Annotated in this window: 16 protein-coding genes; 3 read left to right on the forward strand and 13 right to left on the reverse strand. The window is 49.9% G+C overall.

Features of this window, described 5'->3' with window-relative positions; genetic code table 11:
- Positions 1 to 9: 9 nt before the first annotated feature.
- From AB8880_08505 to AB8880_08525, 5 genes are all read right to left on the reverse strand, one after another.
- Positions 10 to 213 (reverse strand): hypothetical protein, encoded by a 204-nt coding sequence (locus AB8880_08505; GenBank protein XDZ64965.1) that lies wholly within the window; start codon positions 211 to 213, stop codon positions 10 to 12.
- Positions 214 to 266: 53 nt separating this feature from the next.
- Positions 267 to 593, reverse strand: coding sequence for a Crp/Fnr family transcriptional regulator (locus AB8880_08510; protein ID XDZ64966.1), 327 nt, complete (start codon positions 591 to 593; stop codon positions 267 to 269).
- Positions 590 to 970: a cyclic nucleotide-binding domain-containing protein gene (locus AB8880_08515; GenBank protein XDZ64967.1), complete on the reverse strand. Its 381-nt coding sequence runs from the start codon at positions 968 to 970 to the stop codon at positions 590 to 592. Before AB8880_08515 ends, AB8880_08510 begins: the two co-directional genes overlap by 4 nt.
- An 86-nt stretch (positions 971 to 1,056) precedes the next feature.
- The gene (locus AB8880_08520; GenBank protein XDZ64968.1) at positions 1,057 to 1,956 is read right to left on the reverse strand and encodes an ion transporter; all 900 of its coding nucleotides are present in this window, start codon (positions 1,954 to 1,956) and stop codon (positions 1,057 to 1,059) included.
- A gap of 65 nt (positions 1,957 to 2,021) precedes the next feature.
- Positions 2,022 to 2,318 (reverse strand): hypothetical protein, encoded by a 297-nt coding sequence (locus AB8880_08525; GenBank protein XDZ64969.1) that lies wholly within the window; start codon positions 2,316 to 2,318, stop codon positions 2,022 to 2,024.
- A gap of 107 nt (positions 2,319 to 2,425) precedes the next feature.
- Between AB8880_08525 and AB8880_08530 the strand changes: the two genes are divergently transcribed.
- Both AB8880_08530 and AB8880_08535 read left to right on the forward strand, forming a co-directional pair.
- Entirely contained in the window at positions 2,426 to 3,259 is an 834-nt protein-coding gene (locus AB8880_08530; GenBank protein XDZ64970.1) for a hypothetical protein, read from the forward strand.
- A 222-nt stretch (positions 3,260 to 3,481) separates the two neighbouring features.
- On the forward strand, positions 3,482 to 3,688 hold the full coding sequence (locus AB8880_08535) for a hypothetical protein (protein XDZ64971.1): 207 nt from the start codon (positions 3,482 to 3,484) through the stop codon (positions 3,686 to 3,688).
- 4 nt (positions 3,689 to 3,692) lie between these two features.
- Here the strand turns inward: AB8880_08535 and AB8880_08540 are convergent, their stop codons facing one another.
- The 8 genes from AB8880_08540 to AB8880_08575 all read right to left on the reverse strand — a co-directional run bounded on the left by AB8880_08540 (position 3,693) and on the right by AB8880_08575 (position 9,917).
- Positions 3,693 to 4,058: a hypothetical protein gene (locus AB8880_08540; protein ID XDZ64972.1), complete on the reverse strand. Its 366-nt coding sequence runs from the start codon at positions 4,056 to 4,058 to the stop codon at positions 3,693 to 3,695.
- 137 nt (positions 4,059 to 4,195) lie between these two features.
- A complete protein-coding gene (locus AB8880_08545) occupies positions 4,196 to 4,930 on the reverse strand; it encodes an LrgB family protein (protein XDZ64973.1) in 735 nt (244 codons plus the stop codon).
- Positions 4,923 to 5,291 (reverse strand): CidA/LrgA family protein, encoded by a 369-nt coding sequence (locus tag AB8880_08550; GenBank protein ID XDZ64974.1) that lies wholly within the window; start codon positions 5,289 to 5,291, stop codon positions 4,923 to 4,925. The genes AB8880_08545 and AB8880_08550 overlap by 8 nt, the downstream gene beginning before the upstream one ends.
- 106 nt (positions 5,292 to 5,397) lie before the next feature.
- Positions 5,398 to 6,030 (reverse strand): hypothetical protein, encoded by a 633-nt coding sequence (locus AB8880_08555; GenBank protein XDZ64975.1) that lies wholly within the window; start codon positions 6,028 to 6,030, stop codon positions 5,398 to 5,400.
- 302 nt (positions 6,031 to 6,332) lie between these two features.
- Positions 6,333 to 6,887, reverse strand: coding sequence for an NYN domain-containing protein (locus AB8880_08560; GenBank protein ID XDZ64976.1), 555 nt, complete (start codon positions 6,885 to 6,887; stop codon positions 6,333 to 6,335).
- Between the two features lie 5 nt (positions 6,888 to 6,892).
- Entirely contained in the window at positions 6,893 to 7,120 is a 228-nt protein-coding gene (locus AB8880_08565; GenBank protein XDZ64977.1) for a DUF2188 domain-containing protein, read from the reverse strand.
- Positions 7,121 to 7,805: 685 nt separating this feature from the next.
- Positions 7,806 to 8,495, reverse strand: a complete 690-nt coding sequence (locus AB8880_08570) for a response regulator transcription factor (protein ID XDZ64978.1) — start codon at positions 8,493 to 8,495, stop codon at positions 7,806 to 7,808.
- Between the two features lie 99 nt (positions 8,496 to 8,594).
- Positions 8,595 to 9,917, reverse strand: a complete 1,323-nt coding sequence (locus AB8880_08575) for a sensor histidine kinase (protein ID XDZ64979.1) — start codon at positions 9,915 to 9,917, stop codon at positions 8,595 to 8,597.
- A gap of 186 nt (positions 9,918 to 10,103) precedes the next feature.
- Here AB8880_08575 and AB8880_08580 point away from each other — a divergent pair, with 186 nt between their 5' ends.
- Complete coding sequence (locus AB8880_08580; GenBank protein ID XDZ64980.1) at positions 10,104 to 17,462, forward strand: Ig-like domain-containing protein; 7,359 nt, start codon at positions 10,104 to 10,106, stop codon at positions 17,460 to 17,462.
- Positions 17,463 to 17,471: the final 9 nt, after the last annotated feature.

A 17,471-nucleotide genomic window follows, 5' to 3' on the forward strand; every position in this document is an offset into this window, starting at 1 on the left:
GGAAAAAGCCTAGCGCCGACGGACACCAAGTTTCTGATGGCGGGCGAGGAAGGCCTCACTCGTCAGGCCGAAATCCTGAAGATAACGGGCAAGCGGCACCGTCTCGCGGCTGGTGACCTCTTCCTGATCATTGTAATGGACAAAATTTACCCCCATCTCCGACGACGTGATGCCGTCTTCCTTGATGATATCTTTCACATTATGATCATTCATGGGCTTGCTCCCTTTCAGGTTCGTCAAGCCGATGATTGCATGATCCGTGCCAATCAGGTACCGAGCGCCGCCATCGAATTGATGAAATCCTGATGCGAGGCCGGCATTTTTTCCACCCGCTCAAACAACAGCCGCGCCGGAAACGCCCGGATCACGGTCTGGCCCGAGACCACCGCCGTATGCGGCCACAGCGCCCCGGCCAATACTTCGGGGATGCCGAAAAGCTGATCTTTTTCATAAAAGCGGAGGATATTGCATCCCGGCCGGTCAAGCACAAGCACCCGCCCCTCTTCGACAAGATAGAAGAAATCCGCCGGCCGACCCTCGCGGAAGAGGACTTCGCCATCCATCATGCGGGCTGAAGGGATCTGCGTGCTCATGCCACCACCTTGTCCGGGGTCATGTTTTTCTTGACCGTATCGCTTGCAAGGGAGCGGGCAAATACCCAGCTTGTCCTGTCTTCATCCTGCCAGCAGTTTTCCACCAGCTCCCGCGGCAGGACAAGCACCTCGCACCGGCTTGTCGCCAGCACATCTGCCTCGTAGCTCTCCAGTGCGAGAAAAGAGACAAAGCTGAGAAAATGCCCTGCCAGGAGCTCGCCTTCATTGACGATAGGATGCCGGGCCCTGGCGCTGCCTTCGAGCAGGAAATACGCCTGGTCGGTGGACGCCCCGGCGGTGATGATCGCCTTGCCCTTGTCAATGATCTGGCGTGGATAGGCCAGCGCTTCGGCATCCACGCGCAACGGTGTTTTCATATCAGCTTCCTCTACGGTGAATAAACGACACAGGAAGAGGAATGTTAGCCGCGCGCGTGAAAATCACCCGCCGGACCGAAGCGGTTTCAGTCGCGTTCCTTCAGCACGGTGATCAGCGCGTTGACATGTTCCTCGGAAAGGTGGAACTCACGACGCATCTGCTCAATTTTCTCCATCTCGTCCTCGGTCAAAAGGCCATCGCTGAGGGCGTGGGCGATCTCGGCCTCGATGATCATCTTGCGCTGGGCAATCTGGTTGGAGAAGGCCGAGGCAACGATACCTGTCAGCATCGCCACCACGCATACCCCCATGAGCGCGGTGATGGCGCCGACGATCCGGCCGACCGGCGTGATCGGCGAGACATCTCCATATCCGACGGTGGTGAGGGTGATCAGCGACCACCACATCGTCTCGGGAATGGAGGAAAACTTGTCCGGCTGGGCTTCGTTTTCCACCAGATACATGACCGCGCTCGACATGAAGAGCGCGATCAGCAAAAGATACATCGCCGCGCCAAAAGAACTGAGCTCGGATTTGACCGCCGTCAAGAGATCCTCGAGCGCCGAGGAATAATGCGAGATCTTGAAGAGCCGGACAAGACGCATGGCGCGGAGCCAGCGCAGATCCATGTCGCCGATGAAAAGCGGCAGGATACTCGGCAGAATGGCGAGAAGATCGATCAGCCCGGTGAAACTGAAGATATATTCGAGCCGCCGGGCGGAAGCCGAGGTGTATTTGCTGGTCTCATTGGCTTTGCTCGCCCAGATGCGCAGCAGATATTCGATCCCGAAGATGGTGACCGACAGCATCTCAAAGGCGAAGAACTCATCGGCATAGGCAATGCTCAGACGGTCGATAGATTCCAGCGAGATCGCAACGATATTGAGGATGATCAGCAACCCGAGCAGGCGGTCCACCATCATGCTTGCGCGGTCATCCTTGCTGCCGCGTTCAAGAATTTGAAGCATGCGTTGTTGCGTGATCATGATATGTACACCCGGGCTGTCTCAAACACGATTGGCCCCGAGTTTATACTATGGGAAAAAATCCATCAATCGGCACGGAATGTTTCCGCCAGTTCCATGTTTTCAACGCATCTTCTGGTGAATTCCATCACATAGGCGCGGCCATAGATCTGGGTCATCCGCATGATGCCGAACCGCGCCGCCGCCAGCGCCACCGCGTTGGGATCACGCCTGAGGCCGGCAACCATATGCAGAAGCTCTTCTATATTATCGCGAATATTTTCAAGACGCGCGATTTCAGCTTCGGTAAGCGAGCCGTTGTCATCATCGGTCATCTTGGCGATTTCAGGGCGTTGTTTATTAAGATAGATAACTTCGCCCATGAGACACCCTTTCGCTTTCCCGATATCAGACTATACGACCGGATGAGCCCCTGTTTTAGCCTCTCCCGGATACTTCCCCCTGGCATGGAGATTGCACCCATCTTCACATGATGCCTGTGTATTCATCGAGATTTGCCGTTTTCCTTGCCGCTGTTCTGGCTGGAATTGCCGCGCTTGAGGCGATAGCCCAGCCCATGGTTCCCCGCCACCAGCATCCATCCTATGAAAGCATCTGCGAGGCGCATACGCCTGACCTTGAAAAGGCGTTTGACCTGCCTCCGGGGGTGCTGACGGCAATTTCCCGGGTCGAATCCGGCCGCCCCAATGCCGAGGGAATCCGGCAGGGCTGGCCCTGGACGATCAATCACGATGGCAAGGGGCTTTTTTTCGAGACCAAGGACGAGATGCTGGCCTATGCCCGCTCACATATCGAAAAAGGGGACAGGCGCATGGACCTCGGCTGCATGCAGATCAGCCTGTTCTGGCATGGCGATGCGTTCAGCAGCCTTGATGAGATGGCCGACCCGCCAAGCAATATCGCCTATGCCGCCGCCTTTCTTGCCGATCTCTCGGCCCAGCATGGAAGCCTTGATCAGGCGATCCGGCGCTACCATAACGCCGACCCGAAGGCGAATACCCCTTATGTTGCCCGTGTCTATGATGTCTGGCAGGCCCTTGCCGGTGATGCCGATCTCACCTCCGTCAGCCCACCCCAAGAAGTGACCGCCCAGCCCAACACCGCCAGCACCAGAGCCATCCCGGCCCCGGCCAGCATCACGCCCGCCGTGATCATGGATGCTCCGGTAGTCGCCCCCTCCCCCCGGCCGGTCAGCGCCAGCCAGGTTGAGGCCGATCCCCTTGCCGCGGTAAGGGCGCGCCAGCCTCATCTCAAAGGGAAATGGGACAGGGTGGTGCTTTTCCGGAAAATGCTCAACCCCTGAGAAAAGAGCCAGGCAAGCCTGGCTCTGACAAGGGGGAGATATATTCATGCGTATATCCATAAACGACCGGCGGCGGAAAACTTTAGCTCACCCCCGCATATTCTGCGCTGGAACCTCCTGATCCGGGCCAGCGAATATCACGAAACCCAAATGTTGTGGCCAACTCTGGCCTGATCAGGGTGAAGGTATAAACCTCGCCTCATTTCGGTCGTTAAGACAGGTATGGAACTGTCACCGATCGCACATAACAATGCCGGCATGCGCCGCAACCCGAGGCGCGATGAGCACCTTGAAGATGAGGCACCGGAGCACGACGATGGCCCGGGCGATCTCTACGAAGCGCTTGGCTACCGCAAGCCTGTCATGCCGGGGATCACCACCCAGCAATGGCTTGAGAAACGCCTGCTCATCGAAAATATTTTCACCTGATCTTCTAGCTGGCCCCGCGGCAGTCAAACGCCGACCTGATCATGGTTTCATCAAGTGAAATCGAGGTCACGTATCCAAGATCATATCCTTTTTCCTGGCACCGTGTTCTGATCTCCTGAAGAACCTCAAGAGGCGGAGCGATATCAAGCCTGCCCTGACTATCCCAGGTGACGTAACCTGATACCGGGTCTTCCGGCACGACATTGCCCTTGAACGAGGCATCCGGCTTCGGGGTCGTGGCGGGCGCGCAGGCGGCCATCCCCGCCAGAAGCAGGCAGGGAACGAGGCGGAGATACCGAGGGGAGACCGCCCCCTTGCGCAAGCATGAACGCGGCAGGTTCTGTCGGGGTAATGACACGGGACGTTTCATGGTGCCTCAGAAATCTCCTTTAATACCTTTATAGATGATTCGTAAGAGCTTTCAGGGTAAAAAATTGCGGAAGCCCCAAGCGCTGGCTCCTTATTTTCAAGCCTGGCAGGCTTTACCGCCTCAATCCCGTCACCCTCCTAGAGGATATCGCCCAGCAGGCGAAACAGCAGCGGCAGCATGAACGCGGTGACAATTCCGCTGAGCCCCATGGCAACGGCAGCAAAAACGCCGGCGGTGTTGTTCCGGCTCATGGCCCGGGCGGTGCCGATCCCGTGGCTGGAAAGTCCAAAGGCAAATCCCCGCGCCGACATATCCCTGATCCGGGCCAGATCAAGAACAAATGTCCCCAGCGCGGCGCCAACAATCCCGGTCACGATTGTAATGATCGCCGTCAGCGAGGGCACGCCGCCAATCATCTCCGAGATTCCCATCGCGATAGGCGCCGTCACATTCCGCGGCAGCAAGGACCGGATGGTGGACATCTCAAGCCCGAGCAGAAGGGAAAGCCCGAAGGTGATGGCAATGGCAAAAAACGCCCCAAGGACAACCGTTGCAAGGATGGCCAGCCGTTCCGCCATGACAATCTTCCAGTTGAGATAGATCGGTACCGCCAGCGCCACGGTGGCGGGACCAAGCAGAAAATGGATGAATTTCGCACCGTTGAAATACCGTTCATAATCAACGTCAAAGACGATGAGGCAGGTGCTGACAAGACCAACGCTGACAGCAACCGGATTGAGCAGCGGAAACAGGTTTGCTGCCCGGTAGATGAAATCCGCCACCAGATAGCATCCCACCGTCAGCGTCAGCCAGAAGAGCGGTTCGGCCTGCAGATAGACCCAGACGTCATAAAGGCGGCTTGCATCACTCATCTGCGTCTCGTCTGGTCAATGCCTGGAACAAAAATGCCGTGAAGACAAGCGTTGCCAAGGTGCCAAGAACGATCACCCCGAGCACCCGCACAAGCTGGCTTTCCAGCAGCTGCAAATGCATGACCACCCCGACCCCTATGGGCACGAACAAAAGGGAAAGATGGCCGAGCAATGTCCCGGATGTGGTGATGAGGTCCTGGCGAAATACCGCAATCGGGCCGGAAGCCTTGCGCTGGAACAAGAGAAGCCCCAGAAGCATGACCAACCCGATCACCGGCCCGGGCACGGCAAGCTCAAAGTATTTCTGGATGGCCTCACCTGCCAGCTGCAGCAAAAGGATCAGGAAAATGGCGTGGAGCATAATTCTGTCCCGATTGCGATTTCCCTAGAAATACCCCTTCCCGGAACATTAGGCCAGCCCTTATGGACGCCAGAGATACGGATGCCGCCTTCTTGCGGGCCGGGTTTCAGGGATGGGCGAGCAGCGACGGGGCGCGGGCGAGGAGCGCTTCTACGGGCGCTGCCGATTGATCAGGCCTGCCATCAAGCTCCCCCTCACAGAAGGCCTTGGCGACGATTTCATGATCAACCAGAAAGCGGATGGCCTCCCGGTCCCCGGGCGGCGCTATCGCAAGAAGGGCGGAATATTCGTCGATATCTGCATCCAGCTCATCGCTGAAGCGCCGCATCAGCTGATCCCAGGGCAGGTGCATGTACCCCTCGGCGTCCCGCTCGCCTTCGCAGAGGCTTTCCGGCCTTGCATCTGTCGCCATGCCATGGCGCTTGAGCACCGGCTCAAGCACGGATCGCGTCACCTCTTCAAGCCGGACAAGAAGACGCCATTTCTCTTTTTCATCGGGGTGCGGGCGGGCATCGGCAATCCGGCGGTACATGGCAAGACCGTAGAACTCCCCCTGATAGGCTTCATCCAGTTTCGACTGGTAATCGGAAAAGTTGTTCAAGCCTGCACCACGATACTGAACCTCGCTCCTGCCAGCATAAATCGGCCCCGTGGGCTGATCAAGCCCGGATCGCTCTGAATAATCCTGAGGCAATGCCAGTGGCGGCGGCAAACAGAGCGTGCGCGTCCCTGTCGTCACACCCTGTCGCTTTCAGGCGTGAACATCGTTCAATCGCATGAGCAAACCAGAAACGAGACAAACCTGACCTGACGGTCAAGTGGCAGAAAAGTTGAGGGTTTTTGAAAGAAATGGTAGCTTCGGCACTGACTTTTACCCCCGACACGCGGGTTGTGATTTCGCTGTACCAGCTGTAATCTCCGCTTAATTACAATAGGTTAGACACGCTGTTAAGAGGTCAGGCTTAAGTTATGTTGATTAGAATGATGAGCAGGGTAAAAGTATATTGTGGTAGAGAAACTGTGCCAAACTATGCTTGGTTTCTATCGTCTGTGATACGCAAGATGGTCAAAATGACTGTCTAAGATTGTGAACTTCGTACAAATTTGTTTCAACTCAATTGCACATTGATTCCAAAAAGCTACTTCAACATTTTTAAAACCAGCATTGATAAGCCTTTCGATGGGCGGAACGTAATCGCTATCTCCAGCGACAAGAGTAATCGTGTCTAATTTTTTATTCGCATATTCAAGAGCATCTGCAACCATTTCAGTTGCTATACCAGTATCAATCTTCTTCTCTTTATTCCTGATGTTGCGGTCAACCACTTTCACTTCAAAGCCCGCTCGTTCTGCAATATCCCAAAGCGTGTCGTTAGGCGGCGGTCTACTTCCTAGTAGATAACACCGACCGATAGTCGGACAATCTGTTCCAGTCAGAAACTGGTACAACTTTCCAAAGTCAATTGAATAACTATTGTCTTGAATATCTTGGTTCATAGCCTGAAGAATATCTCTAGCTAAACCATTTCGAACAGCAGCTACACGCTTCCCCTCAATGAAGAGGTTAGAATTATCGACGTAAATGAAGTCAGTCACTTTTGTCATCCTTTTGGTGGGTATGGGTCGTTTCCGTAGCTGTTTCGCCCACGAATTTTCCCGTTTTCACCTTGTAGTATTGCTTCACCCTTCGACAGTCTTGCAAGTCGTTTTGCCTCAATCCAAGCTTCAGCTTGAGTTGGATGCAAAGAAGATGCTCTCTCCGCACCTTCTCGCTTCACCTTCCATGCAATTCCTTCTCTAGTTACCCAATAATTGTCTTTGTTTGGCATTATTAATTCCTGTTCTTTTAATGAGATTAACCAACACATATTGTGTCTAACCAAAGAATTGGTGTCAAGTAATTGATTTTATTGCTTTTTATTAGATTTTTCTAATGTAATTCAAACGTAGACCAAACACCAACAATAACAACAAATCGTCCCTTTAACGATGATTTTGAAGTGATGTTTGTGTCTACCCACTGGAGGGTGTCTTTTCGGAGGTGTGGAACCAAAATTGGTAGCGGAGGAGGGACTTGAACCCCCGACACGCGGATTATGATAAAACTGTTTTAATTTTTTCTATTTTAAATCAGTGTTTTAGATGGAATAAAGTCTGGTGTGTTAAAAAGTGTGTAATGGAAATTGGTTGCGGGGGCGTGCAACCGCCGTTACTTGCACCTTAATTTTGCGAGGATGTAGATGCTTTATACCTCATCGCTGGCCAGGCCATTCTGCCCCGAAACGCCATTCTACACCGATGGTCACATTGTCTTTTGTTAGCATAAAAACACCCTGAATAAGAGGCATTATTAGAGCCTTCAGAAGGGGCCGATTACTTGGTTAAATATCAGGATATTCACCATAAATCTGGTTTGGATAGTGCGGTAACACAACTAAACTAGGTTAGAGTGTGTGGAAAAGCATCTAAATTAAAACTGCTTACGAGGAGACTGCGAACCGCTAAGGTTGTCCCTTAATCTAAAGTTATTTCTGTTATTAGTCTATAACCAAAGCCCCTTTCTGATTTTATGGTTCTCTTGCCTAATCCAGCATCCTCTAGTTTTTGTCGTAATCGGCTCAAACGCATTTGAAGGGCAGGCAAACTGAACGCATCATCGTTATCACTAAAAAGAGCAATCAATTGCCAGCTTTCTAAAAACTGACCCTGTGCAGAGATAAGTTTTGATAGAATGAGCGTCTCCGTATAGGAAAGACTAATCTTTGCTATTTTTGTTTTGAGAATCTGACGTTTCACATCCAAGATGCCATCTGAACTCTTATTTTCATCAATTTTAAATTGTGATCTTAGAATTGAGATTAGCTCAGAAGGTTCCACCGGTTTTTGAAGATAAACATTGGCTCCAGCTGCGTAGCCTAAAACCCTATCGTCAACTCTGGTTCGAGCAGTTGCTACAACCACAAAACTAGTTGGGTTTGACCTTTTTAGCCTGGCTACAAAATTAAGGCCATCTTCCCCAGGAAGTGTTAAGTCTACTATGAAAGCATCAGCGTCGCTGGTAGTTGAGTCATCATCAAAATCTTCAGCACATTCCAAAGCGACTACATCAAAACCCTCCCCTTCTAAAAGGTTCTTCATCACTGTTCTTAAGTTATGATGATCTTCTATGAGAATTATTTTTCTTGATTTAGCAATATCGCCCATCACCAAGTACCATTATGCCTTAAGTGAATTTCACTATAATACCGCACATTAGACTTTTCTAACAAAAGCCAACGCCCAACCAAGAAGTTTGTTTTTTGATTAGTTTTTCGAAATCCGAAAAAAATTCAACTTCACGACAAAGATTTTATCATCAATTTCTACATTCATCGTTCCATTCAGCATTGGCATAAACCCCTTTACCAAATAAAGACCTAACCCAGAGCCACTCTGGTTTTTAGAATGTGGTTCGCGATAATATTTCTTAACTATATTTTTTTTACTGATTTTTTGACCAACAACAATCTCATTAGAAATGGTTATAGACCAATGACCTAGTTCTAAATCATTGTAAATATTCAGAATTATCTGACTTCCTGGCTTCCTATATTTATTGGCGTTATCTACCAAGTTCTTCAAGATGACTTTTAACAAAAAAGGGTCAGTTTCAGCTAAATCAGAGTGTTGTGAATCAATTTTTATTGAGCCCGTAACATTCAACTTTTCAGCAGTTTCAACTGCAGCCTCTTTTAGGTTAACGGTATAAAGTTTAGCCTTGATTGAATTTGACTCAATCTCATCAGCAAGTTGGCTAGATGTGATTATTGCATCAATCTCAAACACTGATTGGTTTGCGATTTCAACAAGCTTTGGGGTTATTTTTTTACTTGAGATTACTGACTTAAGTACAGAAAGCGGCGTTTTTATTTCGTGAGAAAGCATCGCTAAAAATTTACTTTTCTCCTCGCTTTCCTTTCTAAGACTTTCGAGATTTTCTTTGAGTCTTGTCTGCAAAGATAGAGAAATCAAAAGGGTGCAGCCTGTCGTGAGCATAATCGTAATAAAAGTACCAGTTATAAAGACAACAAAATTTGAGATTTGAGCCGTTTGAACAAAGTTTTGCTCGACAATATCTTGAGATACATAAACTACTAAACGGTAAATATGACTTGCCCCACCAACAAAAAGAGCCAGGAGAAGTAGCTTATGAGCTGCATTTTTTGTAGAGCAAATCAAAAGCACATAGATTGAAAAAATGTGAAGAACTATCAACCCAATACTGAAGATAATTATTCTCAAACTAAGATAAGTCGGGTCTGTAAGTGCTATAAAAATTACCGTCAGAGCTAGGCAAACCAAGAAAGGTGCTTTTGATGGCTTCAATTTGCCAACATGCAGAGCAAAACCACGATAATAAAATGCATAACCAAAAAATATGGCAGCATTTGCAACCGCTATAGATGCAAAAACTGGAATTGCGCCTCTAAAACCCACTAATAGACAACCGGCTCCAATCAATAGACCACCGATTGCCCACTCCTGAGTGGATGGAACATCCCTGAAAGCGAAATATAAATATGCCAGCATCAGACCCGCTAAAATGTTCACTGAGCTGAAAATGATTACTATTGTCTGAAAATCCATGGCAATTGATACCGACCGTATTTTGGTAATGTCATATGAAATCGTATTTAAAGATCAATTACAAAACAATAGGTTATTAAAGGAAATTCCTATTGTTGGGTTTCGTTAGATTTTGTTGGCTATCGTTAAATAATAAGAAACATCTGCGGTAAAAGTTCGTTTCTACCTGATGAGCTTTGCCATTCTATGCCCTCAATTTTATGCGCAGCAATTCCCAAGTCTTATTTAGAAGTTCTTGTTGGGGTCACCGATTGCTTAAAACTTCCAAAATCAGAAGTTTTCAAAATTTATAATATTTTTTTGTTTTTGGTTTTTTTGGGCGCAGCTCTATTAGTAGGCGCCAAAGCTCACGCAGATGAATACTATTGGTCAAATGGTATAACCATCAGTGGCGCGACAGCAACTGGTTCCGTCAAAGGCGTTGGTTACACCATAACATCTTCTAGTGGCATTATAACTTCCTACGATGGACACTGGTATCCTGCTAATTTCCCGCCCAGCTATGAAATTCCTGGTGACACGAGGAAGGTCTTTACAGACAGTCAAGCATCAACTTATACCCTCACCTTTGATAGTCCAGTTGAAAGTCCGCTAATCTCAATTTCTTCGCTTGGCGCCCCGACGGAGTCGAGAACTTTCACATTTGGTAGCTCAGTTAATCTGCTATGGACCAATGATAAGGTTGCCCCCGCGGGCCCCGAGTCAGGTGTGACCTCTGTTACTGGCACAGAGGGGTACATTATCGCTCGGTATCCAGGAACAGTTTCATCTGTAACATTTACTCCTGGCAACACAGCAATCGGCGACCTAATGATGCTTATGGTTGGCTTCGCAGTAAGCACTACTCCACCAACAATTACCGCGCCCGGAGGCACGGCGGGTGCGAGCTCTTCTGCAATTTCAGTGGCAGAATTGCAAACAGCTGTTGGTGACTTTGATGCAAACAAAGCGGTCAATTGGTCGATTGTTGGAGGCGCAGACCAAGGTTTGTTCACAATCAATAGCAGTACCGGCGTTTTAAGCTTTTCTACAGCCCCCGACTTTTTGTCTCCATCGGATCAAGACCAAAACAATGTTTACGAAGTCCAAATCCGAGCATCTGACTTGCAACAATTTCCTCAGTCTGCAGATCAAACAGTAAATGTCACGGTTACCGACGCAACAGCACCTACTGTCTCTTCAGTCTCTGTTCCTGCTGATGGAAGCTATAAAGCAGGAGATACGCTCAGCTTAACGGTGAACACCTCAGAAGCGGTGACAGTTGTAACCACACCCGACACGCCCCAGATCGCTCTGACCATTGGCAGCAATACGCGGCAAGCAACATATGCCTCTGGCACTGGCACATCTGCGCTTGTCTTCAGCTATACCATTCAAGCAAGCGAGACAGACACAGACGGCATCGCCGTTGGCACATTATCAGCCAATGGCGGTACACTCAAAGATAGTGCTGGCAATGACATGAACTTGACGCTCAATAGCGTTGGCAGCACTGCAGCTGTCTTGGTCGATACCACCGCTCCCACCATCAGTTCTGTGAGTTTGAATGCGGCGAATGATGCGTTGACGGTTACTTTTGCTGAGAATGTTTACAACACGAGCGATGGTTCTGGAGATTTAGCTGCATCTGATTTTGCGCTCTCTATTTCTGGTGGAACAGCAACAGTAACGGCCACGCCGAGTTCGATCGCAAAGACGTCCCAGAGTGTTTGGGTTCTTGGCGTGAGCCTTTCTGGAACACCAGATGGTAATGAGACGCTGAGTGTTGTGCCGTCTGGAACTGAAGCGATCTATGATGCAGCTGGCAATGCAGCATCGACCACCCAATCTAACAATACTGCGAGTTTGACGGAGAAGGTTGCTCCGACTGTCTCTTCAGTCTCTGTTCCTGCTGATGGAAGCTATAAAGCAGGAGATACGCTCAGCTTAACGGTGAACACCTCAGAAGCGGTGACAGTTGTAACCACACCCGACACGCCCCAGATCGCTCTGACCATTGGCAGCAATACGCGGCAAGCAACATATGCCTCTGGCACTGGCACATCTGCGCTTGTCTTCAGCTATACCGTTCAAGCAAGCGAGACAGACACAGACGGCATCGCCGTTGGCACATTATCAGCCAATGGCGGTACACTCAAAGATAGTGCTGGCAATGACATGAACTTGACGCTCAATAGCGTTGGCAGCACTGCAGCTGTCTTGGTCGATACCACCGCTCCGACTGTCTCTTCAGTCTCTGTTCCTGCTGATGGAAGCTATAAAGCAGGAGATACGCTCAGCTTAACGGTGAACACCTCAGAAGCGGTGACAGTTGTAACCACACCCGACACGCCCCAGATCGCTCTGACCATTGGCAGCAATACGCGGCAAGCAACATATGCCTCTGGCACTGGCACATCTGCGCTTGTCTTCAGCTATACCGTTCAAGCAAGCGAGACAGACACAGACGGCATCGCCGTTGGCACATTATCAGCCAATGGCGGTACACTCAAAGATAGTGCTGGCAATGACATGAACTTGACGCTCAATAGCGTTGGCAGCACTGCAGCTGTCTTGGTCGATACCACCGCTCCCACCATCAGTTCTGTGAGTTTGAATGCGGCGAATGATGCGTTGACGGTTACTTTTGCTGAGAATGTTTACAACACGAGCGATGGTTCTGGAGATTTAGCTGCATCTGATTTTGCGCTCTCTATTTCTGGTGGAACAGCAACAGTAACGGCCACGCCGAGTTCGATCGCAAAGACGTCCCAGAGTGTTTGGGTTCTTGGCGTGAGCCTTTCTGGAACACCAGATGGTAATGAGACGCTGAGTGTTGTGCCGTCTGGAACTGAAGCGATCTATGATGCAGCTGGCAATGCAGCATCGACCACCCAATCTAACAATACTGCGAGTTTGACGGAGAAGGTTGCTCCGACTGTCTCTTCAGTCTCTGTTCCTGCTGATGGAAGCTATAAAGCAGGAGATACGCTCAGCTTAACGGTGAACACCTCAGAAGCGGTGACAGTTGTAACCACACCCGACACGCCCCAGATCGCTCTGACCATTGGCAGCAATACGCGGCAAGCAACATATGCCTCTGGCACTGGCACATCTGCGCTTGTCTTCAGCTATACCGTTCAAGCAAGCGAGACAGACACAGACGGCATCGCCGTTGGCACATTATCAGCCAATGGCGGTACACTCAAAGATAGTGCTGGCAATGACATGAACTTGACGCTCAATAGCGTTGGCAGCACTGCAGCTGTCTTGGTCGATACCACCGCTCCCACCATCAGTTCTGTGAGTTTGAATGCGGCGAATGATGCGTTGACGGTTACTTTTGCTGAGAATGTTTACAACACGAGCGATGGTTCTGGAGATTTAGCTGCATCTGATTTTGCGCTCTCTATTTCTGGTGGAACAGCAACAGTAACGGCCACGCCGAGTTCGATCGCAAAGACGTCCCAGAGTGTTTGGGTTCTTGGCGTGAGCCTTTCTGGAACACCAGATGGTAATGAGACGCTGAGTGTTGTGCCGTCTGGAACTGAAGCGATCTATGATGCAGCTGGCAATGCAGCATCGACCACCCAATCTAACAATACTGCGAGTTTGACGGAGAAGGTTGCTCCGACTGTCTCTTCAGTCTCTGTTCCTGCTGATGGAAGCTATAAAGCAGGAGATACGCTCAGCTTAACGGTGAACACCTCAGAAGCGGTGACAGTTGTAACCACACCCGACACGCCCCAGATCGCTCTGACCATTGGCAGCAATACGCGGCAAGCAACATATGCCTCTGGCACTGGCACATCTGCGCTTGTCTTCAGCTATACCGTTCAAGCAAGCGAGACAGACACAGACGGCATCGCCGTTGGCACATTATCAGCCAATGGCGGTACACTCAAAGATAGTGCTGGCAATGACATGAACTTGACGCTCAATAGCGTTGGCAGCACTGCAGCTGTCTTGGTCGATACCACCGCTCCGACTGTCTCTTCAGTCTCTGTTCCTGCTGATGGAAGCTATAAAGCAGGAGATACGCTCAGCTTAACGGTGAACACCTCAGAAGCGGTGACAGTTGTAACCACACCCGACACGCCCCAGATCGCTCTGACCATTGGCAGCAATACGCGGCAAGCAACATATGCCTCTGGCACTGGCACATCTGCGCTTGTCTTCAGCTATACCGTTCAAGCAAGCGAGACAGACACAGACGGCATCGCCGTTGGCACATTATCAGCCAATGGCGGTACACTCAAAGATAGTGCTGGCAATGACATGAACTTGACGCTCAATAGCGTTGGCAGCACTGCAGCTGTCTTGGTCGATACCACCGCTCCCACCATCAGTTCTGTGAGTTTGAATGCGGCGAATGATGCGTTGACGGTTACTTTTGCTGAGAATGTTTACAACACGAGCGATGGTTCTGGAGATTTAGCTGCATCTGATTTTGCGCTCTCTATTTCTGGTGGAACAGCAACAGTAACGGCCACGCCGAGTTCGATCGCAAAGACGTCCCAGAGTGTTTGGGTTCTTGGCGTGAGCCTTTCTGGAACACCAGATGGTAATGAGACGCTGAGTGTTGTGCCGTCTGGAACTGAAGCGATCTATGATGCAGCTGGCAATGCAGCATCGACCACCCAATCTAACAATACTGCGAGTTTGACGGAGAAGGTTGCTCCGACTGTCTCTTCAGTCTCTGTTCCTGCTGATGGAAGCTATAAAGCAGGAGATACGCTCAGCTTAACGGTGAACACCTCAGAAGCGGTGACAGTTGTAACCACACCCGACACGCCCCAGATCGCTCTGACCATTGGCAGCAATACGCGGCAAGCAACATATGCCTCTGGCACTGGCACATCTGCGCTTGTCTTCAGCTATACCGTTCAAGCAAGCGAGACAGACACAGACGGCATCGCCGTTGGCACATTATCAGCCAATGGCGGTACACTCAAAGATAGTGCTGGCAATGACATGAACTTGACGCTCAATAGCGTTGGCAGCACTGCAGCTGTCTTGGTCGATACGACAGCGCCTACTGTATCCATTCAAAATGCTCCAACCGCCGTAAACTCTACGAGCCCATTCTCTGTGACATTTGAGTTCTCAGAAGATGTTTCTGGCTTTGCGGTGGGTGATATTTTGGTCACTAATGGTTCTGCCGGTAATTTTACCACAACCGATGCCAACACATACTCGGCAGATATCACGCCAGATGCAGGTGGTAACATCGCTATCGATGTTTCCGCCAATGTTGCCCAAGACGCTGGTGGCAATAACAACACCACTGCAACGCAGGTAACAGTGACCTATGACATCGCAGCACCAACAGCGCCCACAATTGGTACCTCCAATGGCTCGACCTTGTCAGGGACAGCTGAAGCAGGAGCCACAGTCACTATCTATGCAGCTAATGGCACAACAGTGCGGGCAACGACCACGGCAGATGGAAGTGGCAATTGGAGCATCACCAACCCGCTATCCGATGGCCAAACAGGCTCCGTTAAAGCCACGGACGCCGCTGGCAATACGAGCTCTGCAACGGCAATTTCTGCAGTCGATGCAACAGCACCAACAGCGCCCACAATTGGTACCTCCAATGGCTCGACCTTGTCAGGGACAGCTGAAGCAGGAGCCACAGTCACTATCTATGCAGCTAATGGCACAACAGTGCGGGCAACGACCACGGCAGATGGAAGTGGCAATTGGAGCATCACCAACCCGCTATCCGATGGCCAAACAGGCTCCGTTAAAGCCACGGACGCCGCTGGCAATACGAGCTCTGCAACATCAATTTCCGCTGTGGATGCAACAGCACCAACAGCGCCCACAATTGGTACCTCCAATGGCTCGACCTTGTCAGGGACAGCTGAAGCAGGAGCCACCGTCACCATCTACGCATCCGATGGCACAACAGTGCTTGCAACGACCACGGCAGATGGAAGTGGCAATTGGAGCATCACCAACCCGCTATCCGACGGCCAAACAGGCTCCATTACAGTAACCGACAGTGCTGGCAATACGAGCTCTTCAACATCAATTTCCGCTGTGGACGGGACGGGTCCGACAATGACGATCACAGCAGTTGAGGTGAGTGATGGTGGTGCATCAGCAGATACGAGCCTATCCCTGACCTTCACCGCTAGTGAGGCGACATCCAATTTTGCCGTTGGGGACATAACCGTTTCTAACGGCTCTATCAGCAACTTCGCTTCAACTTCATCCACTGTCTATACGGCAACCTTCACTCCGACGGGGGCTGGCGCCACTACGATCGATATTGCAGCGGGTGCATTTACAGATGCTGCTGGCAATAATAATACCGCGGCAACTCAGTTCAATTGGACATTTCTATCAGATCCTACTCAAAAAGCTGATGTAGTAGGTAGCCTTTTGAGTCAGGAAAGTATTGCCTATCAATTTCACAAAGGCTCTATCCAGTCTGTCAAAGACCGACTGGCGTGGCTGGCTTCCAGAGCAGGCAACAACTCTAGTAAAGTCAAGCAAGGTATCACCTTCAAATTCAGCGATCCTGCTCTGAACCAGTTCTTTAACGGCTCTCCATCACGCTTGAGAGACTATACTGAGACTGAATTAGCACAGCTTGCCTCAAGTCTTGGAAACAACCCCGAACTTTATCAAGAGATTCTCAAGGCACAGGCAATATCACTAGGCATCGCAGAGTTAAAAGCGGAGACGGGTTTTAACCCCAATCCTGAGTTTGATAGCTCAGACAATGACTGGAGCATCTGGAGTGACGGGGAAGTATCCGTTGGTTCAATTAGTGCTTCATCTTCATCACCGTCGCGCAAATTTAATAATTCCAGGATCACAATTGGAATTGATAAAGAGTACAAACAAGACAATCTGATTGGCTTTGCGGTATCAGCAGGAAGAGACGACGCTGACATCGGCACAGATGGTAGCAAAATTGAGTCAGATAATTTTGGTGCGACCTTATACACAACATATAAAGCAGAGGGATTACCGCAGATCGAAGCATCTCTTGGTTATGCTGACCTAACTTATGAGACCAAGCGCATCGATGGAAGTGAGACACTTACCGGAGAGAGAAATGGGCATACCTACTCTGGCTCAGTGAGATTAAGGCAATTCATAAATTATGCTGACATGGATTACTCCTATTATGGAGGATTTAATCTCGCCGATATCAAACTGGAAATGTTTGATGAGACCGGGGGCACAAGGGCTCTGAGATTTTTTGATCAGGACATTGATTATCAAGAGTTGGATTTAGGTGCTGAAATGTCAAAGATCATTGACTGGAATGGCTTCAAAATCCGCACATACGGCAATGTTCAGTATTCCAATTTCTTGAATAAAAGCTTCCCAGCATCAATGCGCTATCTCAGTCAATCCAACATATATAGCACGAATGTTTCAACTGAACTCAAAGAGAGTGGCACTGTGAAATTTGGTGTAAATATGTGGAAATTAGATGATCTTAAAATTGATTTTGCTGTGTCAAGAATGGAGAGCATCCACAGCAATGACAATGACCATTATGCCAATTCTGCGAGTTTTGGTTTGAATTACAGGTTCTGATTTGACCTG

The sequence above is a fragment of the Alphaproteobacteria bacterium LSUCC0684 genome, from assembly GCA_041228335.1.
GTDB lineage: Bacteria > Pseudomonadota > Alphaproteobacteria > Puniceispirillales > UBA1172.

Bases quoted from the DNA above. Each gene is read 5' to 3' on its own strand.
- AB8880_08505 (XDZ64965.1), bottom strand. From the start codon at position 213: ATGAATGATCATAATGTGAAAGATATCATCAAGGAAGACGGCATCACG.
- AB8880_08510 (XDZ64966.1), bottom strand. From the start codon at position 593: ATGAGCACGCAGATCCCTTCAGCCCGCATGATGGATGGCGAAGTCCTC.
- AB8880_08515 (XDZ64967.1), bottom strand. From the start codon at position 970: ATGAAAACACCGTTGCGCGTGGATGCCGAAGCGCTGGCCTATCCACGC.
- AB8880_08520 (XDZ64968.1), bottom strand. From the start codon at position 1,956: ATGATCACGCAACAACGCATGCTTCAAATTCTTGAACGCGGCAGCAAG.
- AB8880_08525 (XDZ64969.1), bottom strand. From the start codon at position 2,318: ATGGGCGAAGTTATCTATCTTAATAAACAACGCCCTGAAATCGCCAAG.
- AB8880_08530 (XDZ64970.1), top strand. From the start codon at position 2,426: ATGATGCCTGTGTATTCATCGAGATTTGCCGTTTTCCTTGCCGCTGTT.
- AB8880_08535 (XDZ64971.1), top strand. From the start codon at position 3,482: ATGGAACTGTCACCGATCGCACATAACAATGCCGGCATGCGCCGCAAC.
- AB8880_08540 (XDZ64972.1), bottom strand. From the start codon at position 4,058: ATGAAACGTCCCGTGTCATTACCCCGACAGAACCTGCCGCGTTCATGC.
- AB8880_08545 (XDZ64973.1), bottom strand. From the start codon at position 4,930: ATGAGTGATGCAAGCCGCCTTTATGACGTCTGGGTCTATCTGCAGGCC.
- AB8880_08550 (XDZ64974.1), bottom strand. From the start codon at position 5,291: ATGCTCCACGCCATTTTCCTGATCCTTTTGCTGCAGCTGGCAGGTGAG.
- AB8880_08565 (XDZ64977.1), bottom strand. From the start codon at position 7,120: ATGCCAAACAAAGACAATTATTGGGTAACTAGAGAAGGAATTGCATGG.
- AB8880_08570 (XDZ64978.1), bottom strand. From the start codon at position 8,495: ATGGGCGATATTGCTAAATCAAGAAAAATAATTCTCATAGAAGATCAT.
- AB8880_08575 (XDZ64979.1), bottom strand. From the start codon at position 9,917: ATGGATTTTCAGACAATAGTAATCATTTTCAGCTCAGTGAACATTTTA.
- AB8880_08580 (XDZ64980.1), top strand. From the start codon at position 10,104: ATGCCCTCAATTTTATGCGCAGCAATTCCCAAGTCTTATTTAGAAGTT.